11 protein-coding genes are annotated in these 11,724 nt (G+C 54.9%); 5 read left to right on the plus strand and 6 right to left on the minus strand.

The genetic code is table 11. The features are described 5' to 3' along the window. Positions 1-98: 98 nt before the first annotated feature. Both ASC96_RS20930 and ASC96_RS20935 read left to right on the plus strand, forming a co-directional pair. Positions 99-1,004: an ImmA/IrrE family metallo-endopeptidase gene (locus ASC96_RS20930; RefSeq protein ID WP_060505056.1), complete on the plus strand. Its 906-nt coding sequence runs from the start codon at positions 99-101 to the stop codon at positions 1,002-1,004. 747 nt (positions 1,005-1,751) lie between these two features. Beyond that, positions 1,752-2,162, plus strand: a complete 411-nt coding sequence (locus tag ASC96_RS20935) for a hypothetical protein (protein ID WP_060505057.1) — start codon at positions 1,752-1,754, stop codon at positions 2,160-2,162. Between the two features lie 373 nt (positions 2,163-2,535). Here the strand turns inward: ASC96_RS20935 and ASC96_RS20940 are convergent, their stop codons facing one another. Next, positions 2,536-3,669: an MFS transporter gene (locus ASC96_RS20940; RefSeq protein ID WP_060505064.1), complete on the minus strand. Its 1,134-nt coding sequence runs from the start codon at positions 3,667-3,669 to the stop codon at positions 2,536-2,538. A 296-nt stretch (positions 3,670-3,965) separates the two neighbouring features. Between ASC96_RS20940 and ASC96_RS20945 the strand changes: the two genes are divergently transcribed. Both ASC96_RS20945 and ASC96_RS20950 read left to right on the plus strand, forming a co-directional pair. Continuing rightward, the gene (locus tag ASC96_RS20945; RefSeq protein WP_060505058.1) at positions 3,966-4,196 is read left to right on the plus strand and encodes a hypothetical protein; all 231 of its coding nucleotides are present in this window, start codon (positions 3,966-3,968) and stop codon (positions 4,194-4,196) included. 50 nt (positions 4,197-4,246) lie between these two features. Continuing rightward, entirely contained in the window at positions 4,247-4,741 is a 495-nt protein-coding gene (locus tag ASC96_RS20950; RefSeq protein WP_060505059.1) for a hypothetical protein, read from the plus strand. Between the two features lie 147 nt (positions 4,742-4,888). On the opposite strand, the gene ASC96_RS20955 is transcribed toward ASC96_RS20950, so the two are convergent. Continuing rightward, a complete protein-coding gene (locus ASC96_RS20955; RefSeq protein WP_060505060.1) occupies positions 4,889-5,299 on the minus strand; it encodes an NUDIX hydrolase in 411 nt (136 codons plus the stop codon). A 206-nt stretch (positions 5,300-5,505) separates the two neighbouring features. Then, positions 5,506-5,709, minus strand: coding sequence for a hypothetical protein (locus ASC96_RS20960; RefSeq protein ID WP_060505065.1), 204 nt, complete (start codon positions 5,707-5,709; stop codon positions 5,506-5,508). 172 nt (positions 5,710-5,881) lie between these two features. Between ASC96_RS20960 and ASC96_RS20965 the strand changes: the two genes are divergently transcribed. After that, positions 5,882-6,370 carry a DUF892 family protein gene (locus ASC96_RS20965; protein WP_060505061.1) on the plus strand — a complete coding sequence of 163 codons (489 nt, stop codon included), beginning with the start codon at positions 5,882-5,884 and terminating at the stop codon, positions 6,368-6,370. Positions 6,371-6,580: 210 nt separating this feature from the next. On the opposite strand, the gene ASC96_RS20970 is transcribed toward ASC96_RS20965, so the two are convergent. The 3 genes from ASC96_RS20970 to ASC96_RS20980 all read right to left on the minus strand — a co-directional run bounded on the left by ASC96_RS20970 (position 6,581) and on the right by ASC96_RS20980 (position 11,285). Next, on the minus strand, positions 6,581-9,421 hold the full coding sequence (locus ASC96_RS20970) for a winged helix-turn-helix domain-containing protein (protein WP_060505062.1): 2,841 nt from the start codon (positions 9,419-9,421) through the stop codon (positions 6,581-6,583). A gap of 86 nt (positions 9,422-9,507) precedes the next feature. Continuing rightward, positions 9,508-9,927 carry an Ohr family peroxiredoxin gene (locus ASC96_RS20975; protein ID WP_082512214.1) on the minus strand — a complete coding sequence of 140 codons (420 nt, stop codon included), beginning with the start codon at positions 9,925-9,927 and terminating at the stop codon, positions 9,508-9,510. A gap of 50 nt (positions 9,928-9,977) precedes the next feature. Next, positions 9,978-11,285, minus strand: a complete 1,308-nt coding sequence (locus ASC96_RS20980) for an epoxide hydrolase family protein (RefSeq protein ID WP_060505063.1) — start codon at positions 11,283-11,285, stop codon at positions 9,978-9,980. Between the last annotated feature and the right edge of the window lie 439 nt (positions 11,286-11,724).

Raw genomic sequence — 11,724 nt, forward strand, 5'->3', positions numbered from 1 at the left:
ACGTTGACGGACTTCAGGTGAAAACTTGTTCGTTGTCTTGCTCATGATAGCTCCACTTTCTCAGAAGTTGGAGCCTCCGGCAAACCCGGCGCGGTTCAATGGGTATCGTTAAATACGACCAAAGCGGCCTTGAAATCATTGCTGACCGTCATGGCGGCCTATCTCTAGAGCACGGTTTTATCGAGTCACAAATCTTTCAGAGCGATCATCCGCGTAAATCGCTGAAATTTTCTGCGTTTTGTGATGGTATATTTTTTAGCAGCTTCGGCCAGTTGATGCGAAGCATTGATCCAGAGCAACCGGAAATGGAAAGGGAATACGCTTCCGCGTCAATTCCGTATATTTCCGACGATGCTATTAAGCACTCAGTGACAGATATACTGGGGGAAATTGAGTACCAGGGCGGGCCTGTTGATTTGGAGAGAATTTGCTCAGCACTCTCGATCAGCTTAAACTATTCCGACCAGGACATTCGAGACATCGACGGAATACCTGTGTTGGGTTCGGCAAATTTTACCCGGAAGCTAATTACTATAAATGCCCATGGAAATAGGAACAGAGAACGCTTTACGCTTGGTCATGAGATTGGACACTTCCATCTAAAACATGGCGAGTATCTCAGTTCAGAGACCATTGTTGAAAAGGACTTGCTCATCAAGGAGACGGCGCAGAGTTTGAACTATGAACGCCTTGAATACCAGGCGAACGCCTTCTCCTCCAACCTAATCCTGCCTGACGGTGTCTTCAAACGAAAAACCGCAGAGTTTCGTCACCTGTTAGAAATCTCGGACAGGGGTCATGGTTACGTATTCGTGGATGACCAACCATATAATAGCATGATCTACGATCAACTATTAACGAGTCTTTCGAACTACTTCGAGGTTTCCAAGCAAGCGGTGCAAATAAAACTCAAGAATTTAGGAATGCTTACCGACGAGCGTAAACGAAACAAACGATTGCCCGCAACACAGATTTTGGATGCGTTATCTCTAGATCGCAAGTGAGCCATTCTCCGCGAGCCCGCCGAATGGATATCGCTCAAACATCGTGTCTGAAGCGCTCGTCAAACTTCAGTTAGCGGCTATCTCGGGAAGTATGGGAACCGGGCTCCTCGCCCCTCCGTCCTGAGGTACAAGCGGCAACCACCGCTTCCCACGTGGTCATACTCGGTCGATCTGCGATCCGGTTTCATGGACTATCAGAGTGAGTTTTTTCATGGAGACTACGTCGGAGGTTTTCATGACCAGGAAGTCTGAACCGCAGCGGCACTGGCCGGACGATGTCAAGGCTCGGATCGTTTCGGAAAGCTTGCGGCCAGGCGTGTTGGTAAATGAGGCCGCCGAGTGCCATGGTCTTATACTTAACCGCCTTCCACCTGGAGGACGATGGCGCGGCAAGGCAAGCTGTTTCTGCCTTCACCCGAGGATGCGGTGGAGTTCGCAGCGGTAATTGTCGAGCCACCTGCTTTAGAGCCGACACCCAAACACGCGTTGAAAGCCGAGCCCTGACGTTCGCGCAGTTTGCGCAAACGAATGGACGAGTATCTTTACGACTGTCAGGACACGCCTCTCAAAAAGCGCGTCCGAGAAAATTCGGCGCGAAATCAAGATGCAGTCAGGTACGTTCCGGGGTTTGGCACACCATACCACCTAAAAGTACATGGCTTTTAGCCGCGTCAATCTCGACAGTTCCAGAAAGAGGGCTCGGATGTCGTTCTTGAAATGTTCTAGATTTGCGGTTACGATTTCGGGATGCTCAAAGAAGCCTTCCTACGACACGAGTACGACCGCATCATATCGTCTGGCGAATATTTCTATTCCGCCTGGCGAGAGAGCTGCGAGCTGTTTCGAGCCGCGCTTTGGGACATGACCCCAACTTACGGCGGCAAGCGTTACCTCGCACCTATCGATCCCGCATTGGGTTTTTCGCCTGGAAACGTGGAGTTTCGGTTCAAAGGCTCGCCAAAAGTGCGTGCGGCCGCCAAGAAGGCGAAGTCGGCTAGGATTACGACAAAAGCCGTCGCAAAGCCGCCAAGAAAGCAGACCAAGGTTTCTGCTTCGGAAAAAAGGGCCATACAAGAGGAGGCGAAGCTAGCGCGCAGGTTAAAGTTGGCGTCGGAGTTTCATCTTTGGAACGAACTCCGGGCTTCTAGCGGAAAGTAGACGCTGTAGGAACCCGTTTAAATTCTTTAGAGCAAAGCCTTGAAATGCTGGTTTTGAATGCCAACCTCAGTTGCAACACCGAAATAGCCGAGCGTGCCGAGGGTCCACCAATGGCATAAACTAAAACCCTCAACGTTGGTCTGGTGCGGGGTGGCGGCTACAACAAGGTCCACCGCATAGATAGAGGAGACGCCGCATGTCGGTGTTTATCGCTATCGAAGCCAGCCAGCCAGACGGAACGAGTATCCGCATGGCCTTTGGGTGCAGAGTGCACCTGGCTCCGTGGCTTCTCGTTCTCGCGAGGCTGTTCTAAACAGAAGGGGCATCCGTCAGGGTGCCCCTTTTGCTATTGTGAGCGTGAATTTTAACCACGCTACGCGGGAGTTTTCAACGATCTCGTGGCAAGGATTGCGGCGAGAACTATGGGAATGACAACCCAATAGGACATCCGGATACCGAGATGTTCGGCCACAAAGCCAAGCAATGGCGGGCCTATGAAAAAAACAATGAACGTCGTCTGGCTGAGGGCCGCGACGTTAACGGGCGAAGGGCGATCTGTCCGCTGTGCCGCAGCAGAGATCGCAAGAGGATAAATGGATGAGCAGCCGAGGCCGATGAGTGCGAAGCCAACAAGCGCGATAGTTGGGTGGGCGGCGATTGCCACCGTCACGAGGCCTATGGTGGCGATCCCAAGAAGAGCAACGGCAACATCTTTTGGATTGTAGCGGTCAACCATGGGGTCCATGAAAAGCCGCCCCAGCGCTATTGCCAGCGAAAAGATCGTCGGGCCAAGGCCTCCAATGAACGGCGCGGCATCAAAGACGTCGCGCATATAGATTGCCGACCAGTCGACACTTGCACCCTCGGCAAGAAGCGGAGCAGCGCCGACCAAGCACAACGGCATCAATCCAATTGTTGGGAATGAGATCAGCGGATTTTTTCCGCTCTGTTGGTCAAAACGTAGCGGTGCGCTCTCGACGCTGGGAAGCACGAATGTCCCCGCGAGCAAAATGCACCCAACTACGACCAACATGTGAACTTCGATGGAAACGTCGGCCTGCCGGAACGCAGCGGCTGCCAAGGCCGAGAGAAAGAAGCCCGTGCTCCATAAACCATGGGCGCGGCTCATTATCCTGTATCCCAAAAAGGCTTCGTGTCGATCTGTCTCGATGTTCGAGTTGATCTCGAACATTCCAGTGAGAATGCCAGCAGCAAAGAACAAGGGAGCTGCCGAGAGCGCGGAAGGCATCCAGGGGATGATCGCAAATAGCAATGATGCACCTAAGACCGAGACGAGCGCTGACCATTTCGCGCCAAGGCGTTCTACCAACCTGACGGAGAATGTGAGACCGGTCAGCACTCCCGAAGACAGCGAAATTAGCAAAATTCCCAGCTGCCCTTCGCTCAACCCGAACTTTGTCTGAAGGTCAGGAAGCCTCGCAATCAATCCGCCAAGAGACACGGCAACGGCAAACTGGGTGAAAAAGATGCGTTGATGGGGCTTCACGTCGTCGATCCGCGTTTGTTTCATTGCCGTCTGCAATGTTCTGGAGCTGCCGGTTGTTCCTCTGATACGGCATCCCCCCTCCCACTGTCCACACACGGCGTTCGGTCGTCGGCAGACCCGACCACCTTCGCGGACTAATATCCGTCATCTCCCAGGTGGCCCAGGCCTGCATGCTCTCCGTGCCCCCAAGGTGGCGGTAGACATACACCGTACTTGAATTCCGGGAACAGATGGCTACGCGCCTCGTTCTCCAGTCAGACAGTCGCTCCGAGCGCGGCTCAACGTAGGAGGAAAATGTGGAAAACGCATCGAAGAACCTCGCAGACGAATATCGGCGACTAGGCGGTCGCCGTGTAGCAGTGATCGACGACAACCTTGGCTCATCGCGAGATTGGGAAGGCGACACGCCGGAGGCTGCCAAGTTTTGGAACGAGCGCATCTCCTCACTATCGGACCGTGAAAAACGTGATGTAGAAAGCTTCCTTCCCTCACTCAACGATGAGAGCGACGAGCCAAAAGGCGAATAACAGCGGGTAGTGTCTGAACCAGTGTGTTCTACTAAGGAGGGAATGCCTACATGGAGTTCGAGAAGATCATTTTTCCCGCCAGTGGATGGGTCCCGAACAACCCGAGGCTCCCGGTTCTGATCTATAAGAACGCCTTACCAAATAAACCGTCGTCGGACGGTTTTGAGGAGCTGTTCGAAATAAAGCAATGGACTGGCATTTGGAGAAACGGCGTTTTCGACTACCAGCACTATCATTCCGATGCCCACGAGGTCTTAGGTGTCGGTCAGGGAAACGCGACCTTGTTAATCGGGGGACCAGATGGGCGCGCAATTGAAGTCGTGCCAGGTAATTGCCTCATTTTGCCCGCCGGAACAGGGCATATGAACCTAGGAAGCTCGCCAGACTTCGAGGTCGTTGGCGCATACCCAGTTGGTCAGCGTGCCGACATACAGATCGCCCCGCCCTCACCCGAGATGTTATCCAGGATTTCGGGTCTGCGCCTTCCGGATACTGACCCGGTTCAAGGTCCGTCTGGGCCGCTTATTAAGGCATGGCGAAGTTAGGACCCGACGAGGGGTCAATGCTATATGTCCTACCATCACACCCGGCGTCCGGGCCGGTAAGAATGATCACAAGGCATTCGTAGCGCCGGGGCACTAATGTCCTCAATTGTCCTCGATCATCACGCGAGCATTGGGATAGATGGTATCTCAAGTAAATTTCTTGGTTGTCCCGGCCTCATTAGCGAAGCGTCGAAGGATGCTTTGCAATTCCGGCTCCTGAACCATATGCGCTGCCTCGCCAGGTGGGACCCAAAGGTACTCGCGCTGACCTTCCTCACGAAAGCGCTTGGCGACCGATTCCACGCGCAAACGGAATACATTGAAGATATAAGGCGGTGTTCCGGCCTCTTTCACGTAGGTGAAGTACCCCATCGAAGCTTTGTCGGTTTTGCCGATTATGCCTGCTTCCTCGCCTGCCTCTCGCTCGGCACACTTGTGAGGCTTTTCGCCGAGTTCGAGAGTGCCCTTTGGAATGACCCATCGCTTCGTCCCACGACTTGAAATAAGCAGAACGAGCGCGAAAACAGATCGCGCCGCACTGATCCACGCTCTTTCCATGAAGAAGGTCCAACGTTCTGCTGGCGATGGAAGTAAGGTAGCCCATCCGTATCCAATCGAATCCAGTTTTATGGAGCGTACTGCAAATCAGTGATCGTCAACAGCTAAGAACGACAGTGGCGGCCCCAATACTGTGGAGCGTCAGCATCATCGACTCTTGATGGCTGAATTGAGTGAACGCCGCTTTGATAAGGCGGACGGACGCTTCAACCTCCCACCGGGTCGGTGGAAACTGAAATTGGCGGAATGCCCTTCGCGGCCATGAGAATCCTCAAGTCGGTCTCGGAGGGGCCGGAAATCTTGAAGAGACGTTCGGCCTCTTCTTTCGCCAATCCGTATCTCCTAGCGAATTCGTCCACCGAAATGGCCGTGCTGCGCTGCCCTCGCTGTCGTGTCCAGTCGTTTTGCATGGTCACCTCCAATTGTAGAGATGTCGCGGATTCACGGGTCTTCAAGAGGCGGCTTTTCAAAGCGCTTGCTTGGGCCGATAGGGTTTCCTTCGGGTGGAACAATGATCTGGTCGGCGGGTTGTCAGCATGAAGTTACCCGGCTGTCGGGTGAACTATTTCAAGGAAACTCAACATGGCAAAGTTGCTCGAAGACCTTTTCCTCGACACACTAAGGGACGTCTATTTCGCTGAGCAGAAGATCGTAGGTACCCTTCCGATAATGGAGCAAGCGGCGACGAATGAGCAGCTGAAGTCAGCATTCCGCAAACACCTCGACGAGACGAAAATCCACGTGACCCGTTTGGAAGCAATTTTCAATGTCATTGGAGCCGAGCCAGATGCCAAGCCCTGTGACGCCATTCTCGGCATAACCGACGAAGGAGCCGAGATCATGGAAGAATACGAAGGTTCCCCTGCTCTCGATGCCGGTCTCTTGGCGGCGGCCCAAGCCGTCGAACATTATGAAATGTCACGGTACGGCACGCTTCGCACTTGGGCACTGGAACTTGGTTATGAGGAAGCTGCCGAGATACTTCAGTCAACGCTCGAAGAGGAAAAGGCCACCGATTTGGCACTTACGACGATTGCGACGTCTGTCGTGAACCAAAGAGCCGAAGGTTGATCATCGCACGCAACCGAATACATAACCTGATTTAGAAAGACGACCGCCCTGGCAGAGGCAACTGAAACAGCGTGCGGTCGTCTATGACAATAGCCACATTTGACGTCTAAAAGATTGACCTTACGTGCGGCTGGTGCAAGTCCTTCAATTGGGCTGATCGAAATCTGGTGCGCACTCCGGTCTCGCCCATCACCCCAAAATGCGAAATTTCTATGACAGCTTTTTTAGAATGCTTCTAGCGGCTGCCACATCCGCCGTCTCCAACCCTTCGTCAAACCGCTCGATTACCGGTTCCAGCAACAATCTCGCATCACGGAGCCTTTCATCTGCGATCCAGAGCGCAGCGAGGTCGGTCGCTGATCGCAATTCCCAAGCGTTTGCGCCCATTTCGGCTCCCTTCTCAATCGATGAGACCAAGCAGGCCTCCGCATCATTCGTGGCCTGTGTCGCCAACAGCAGGGCTGCTTTCACGCGGAGCAACTCCGGCCAATAGCAGAGGTCTCCGTTTCTCTCTACGAGTTCGATTGTCTGATTAATCCTGGCGAAGGCTTCTTCGTACTCGCCGATCACCGCCAGTCCTTTTACTAGAGATAGTTCCAGCATCGTCGTAAACACCTCGTAGGTGGAGGTATGAAGCTTTTCGATGCATCGCCGGAGCGTGTCGATTCCAAGTTTTACGTCGCCGCGTCGGATGGCCAGTTCCCCTTCGAAACCCCGAGCCACGGACACATACGGAGACAGTGAGTTAAGTCCTGCCCGAGAAACGAGCCACTCAATGTGCTCTTCCGCACTTTGCACATCGTCCCGCCAGAGAAATACGGCAATGCCCCCCAGCAGCGCGATGCACAGTGTCAGGGAATGATCCAGTTTTGCCGCGTCGTTGATCGTTTTCCGCGCCTGGATGTCGGCTCGGTCTGGAAAACCTTGTAGCCACAGGTTTCGAGCTAGAATTCCGCCAGCAAGATGCTTTCCTTCAAAGCCAACGTAGCTCGCCGGGGTTCGCCGTGGCTGCGGATCACTCCTCGTTGCGGCCTCAAGCTCTATTCGGGCATTGCCAAGATCGCCCGTAAAATGCAGCGAATTTCCCAAGAAAAAGTGGCCTAGACCTACGGTGGCGGGATCATCGACAGTGAAAGCGATTGACGAGCAACGGCGTGCATATTCGAGCGCAGCGTTAAAATCGCCAACCCGCATGTTAAACATGTGCAGCGGACCCAGAATGCGTAGCTGATCAATCGCATTCCCCCGCTCCTCTGCGATGGATAGCGCACGACGGAGCGCGATCTGCGGAGTGTCCCGCCCGCCCTGCATATACATTTGGGATATTCCGAGACCTGCTTGAAGGTGCATTTCTTCCGCGCCACCCTTGAATTCCTCAACTACAGCCAGGAGTGCGCGTTGCGACCAGCGCTGGCATTCAGGGAAAAGCGACATCACCTGGAATACCGAAACAGCGGCGGCCGCAAGCCTAATGCCGACGGCGATATCGCCCTGCTCACCGAATGCCCATTCCAATGCCGCTCGAACATTGTTGATGCTGACAAAATACGGCAGTCGCTCCGGACCGGTCGACAATGTCGGCCAATCCGGTCCAAACTGCTCCAGCCATCGCTGATAGTACGTTGCATGACGCGCATTCAAACCCTTGCGGTCTTCTACCGTCTGGCATTGAAGAGCATACGCCCGTGTCGTGTCGAGCAAGCGGTAGCGCATCGTCGCCCCCAACGGATGGGTAGCAAGAAGCGACTTGGCGACGAGGTTATCAATTGCATCGAAGATCGTTGAAGCAGGAATGTCGGAACTTGAGAGCACTTCAAGCGCGGCGTCGAGGGTGAAGTCACCGACAAAGACCGCCAGCCGCCGAAGCACCGTTCGTTCGATGTCGGTGAGAAGCCCAAAACTCCAGTCGAGCGTTGCCTGCAGCGTTTTTTGTCGCGGCGGTGCAGTCCGTGATCCAGCCCATCCCAAGGTCAGGTGCTGATCGAGCAGCCGTGCGGTTTGGTGGAGACCATAACTCTCGACACGTCGGGCAGCGAGTTCCAAGGCGAGAGCCATGCCGTCAAGCTTACGGCAAATGCTCGCAACGACCCGGGCATCCTCGCTGTTAAGTTTAAGCGTTGCTCCGCTCGCCACAGCACGCTCGACAAACAGTTTCGTCGCTGGATATGCCAGAATTTCCTCCGTCGAAAGCTCCGGATCATCCGGCGGGCAAGCCAGAGTATCCAATCTGTAGACACTTTCTGCTTCAATTCTCAGTGCTTCGCGGCTCGTAGCCAAGAGGAAGACGTGTGGCGCGGCGTCGATAATGGTCGCTGCGAGATCGGCAATGGCATCGATCAGATGCTCGCAGGTATCCAGAACCAGCATGATTTGCTTATCCCGGAGATAGGCAATCAAGCTCGGCCTTACATCGTTGGAGCCGACGGTCAAGCCAAGCATCGAAGCAATCCCAGCCGGGACCAATCCCGGATCGCTCAACATGCCGTAGTCAGCGAACAGGACTGCCCCGCTGAATGATGGAGAGAGTTGATGGGCTACGGCGGTCGCAACGGTAGTCTTCCCTACACCGCCGACACCGACAATGGTGACCATCCGCGACGCCATCAGTTTTTCGGCAAGAGTGATAACATCCTCGTCCCGTCCGACCATGCGATCAAGCCGACCCGGCAGGAGGGCGTGACGGAAATCGGACGCGGCGGCATCCTGTCGTAGATGACTGGACCGAGAGATGGGGGCGACGAAGCAATAGCCCCTTCCTGCGACGGTGGTGATGTAACGTGCGCCGTCCTGGCCATCGCCCAGCGCTTTCCTCAGCCCCGTCATGTGAAAACGCAGGCTGCCTTCATCAACGATGACATCAGGCCAGACCTGGGAAATCAGTTCCTGTTTGCTGACCACTACATTAGGCGCTAGCGTAAGAGCGACCAGTAAGTCCAAGGCCCGGGCACCAAGGTCAACCGGAACACCGTCTCTCGCCAGAAGCCTTTGGCCGACGCTCAAATTGAACGGACCGAACGAAAGGCTTTCTGCTTTGGCATTGACCGCGTTCATGGCTCTGCCCCTCTTCCCCGAGAGGTTCCTTATACTCCATACGTAAAGCTGGCGCTATTGTGGTGAAACGCTGCAACTAGCGCCAATCACATGACCTCGAATACAGCCTCGACATTACCTCGGGTGGCTTTAGAAAACGGACAAATCCGGTTCGCTTTATCGACCACCGTCAAGGCAACGGCTCGTTCGAGACCAGGAAGTTGGACGAAGAGCCGAACGCCAAGGATTGATCCATCCTCGTCCGATGACAGGTCGACTTCAGTGTGGATTTTCACGTTGGAGGACAGATTCACTCCGGTCTCTCGCGCGACCTTCACGACGGAGCTTGCGAAACTGGCCGACCAGGCGGCGGCCATGAGTTGCTCAGGATTTGTCCCAATACGGTGTGAATTGGGGTCTGAGAGCCTTATATCGAGCATTCCGTCGGAACTGCGGGCGACACCATTCTTGCGGCCGCCCGTGGTTTCGGTGATTCCGGTATGAAGCAGATGCATGGTTTTGGTCATGGGCGTACCCTTTCAAGGACGCTGGAGCCCGTTGGGCTCCAGCTCCCAGTTCATCCAGCTTTGCGAAGACTGCGAAATCCAGCCCGAACTTCCTCCGTGAAGAACTTCGGCTGTTCCCAAGCTGCAAAGTGTCCGCCTTTAGGAAGCTTGTTGTAGTGCACGAGGTTCGGATAGGCCTTCTCGGCCCAAGCACGCGGCGTCTGGTAAAGCTCGTCGGGGAAGACGCTGACGGCGACCGGCACCTTGACCCCCTTTGGAGCGAAGAATGCGAGCTTGTTCTCCCAATAAAGGCGAGCGGAGGACACGCCTGTGTTGGTCAGCCAGAACAGCGTCACGTTGTCGAGGACATCGTCGGGGCTGAGACCTTCGTCGTGGCCGTCGAATGATCGCGCGATCATTTCCAGGCTCGCCCTGTCATGATCGAGCATATAAGTAGCAAGTGCGATGGGAGAGTCCGACAAACCAGTGAGGGTTTGGGGACGCGTACCCATTAGAAATGCGTAGTAGACATTCTTGTAGAATGACACCAGCTGATCGTATGAGGACTCTTCTTCATCTGAAAGCCCGGCTGGCGCAGGCGCTCCAACGAACGAACCATTGTTGATCTCATTCGGAATTGCGCCGGGCATGTTGGTATGGATACCAAGCAGTTCTGGTGGAGCCTGCACGCCGATCATATCGGTGACGACCGCGCCCCAATCCCCGCCCTGCGCGACGAACTGTGTGTAACCCAGGCGACGCATCAAGGTGATCCAGGCGGTCGCGATGCGCTCGGGTCCCCAGCCGGTTGCTTCCGGCTTCCCTGAGAAACCGTACCCCGGCAACGACGGAATGATGACATCGAACGCATCCGAGGCGCTGCCGCCGTGCGCGGTCGGGTCGGTGAGCGGTCCGATGATCTTCAACTGCTCGATGATCGAGCCCGGCCATCCGTGCGTGACGATCAGCGGAAGCGCGTTTTCGTGCCTGGAGCGGACGTGGATGAAATGGATGTCCAGGCCATCGATCTCGGTGATGAAGTTCGGGACGGCATTGATCCGTGCCTCGGCCTTGCGCCAGTCGTATTTGTTCTGCCAGTGATCCAGCACCTGCTTGGTGGTTTTAAGCGGTACGCCCTGGGTGAAGTCGCCGACGGTTTCTTTTTCCGGCAGCCGTGTGTGAGCAAGACGATAGCGAAGGTCGTCGAGATCGGCTTCCGGAACGTTCACCTGGAACGGGCGGATAGCAACAGAGCCCGGAGCGGCCCGTGAATAAGCGGGAAGCAAGCTGGCAATGCCAAGTGCGGCGAGCCCGGATGCTGCGGCACCCAAAAGGCGACGGCGGTCTTCATCGATAACGTCACTCTTGATTACGGGCATGATCATTCTCCTCGGAAACAGGTTGATCGTTTGCACGACTGTGCTGCTTCAAGGGATACGCCCCGACCACGCGGTGGGCACGTTAGGCGTTGTTAGATGTTCATAATTCGCTCACGCCCTCCAGCATTCGGCCTTGAAACCCTTGGTTCAAGGGACTTCGGCAGCTTGATATGAGCGTTCTCATCACAGGCGGTGCTGTTAGCGGCTAATGACGTCTAACAACGCATAACGTGCGGTTCCGATCTTGGAGCAGTAGGTATTTGGTCAGCACAACGGTGCAGACGCAATCATCAACAGCGACCGAAAAAGGATTTCGGTATGCGACGTCCACGCCCCATAGATTTTTCGGTTGATCTACGGGCCGTCAAATGAGCTCACCGAAGAGTATCTGACGAGCTCATTGTGAGGCTCTGATGCGCGCGGCATAGGCCCATGGCAT

This window comes from Rhizobium sp. Root1204, from assembly GCF_001424965.1.
Taxonomy (GTDB): Bacteria; Pseudomonadota; Alphaproteobacteria; order Rhizobiales; family Rhizobiaceae; genus Pararhizobium.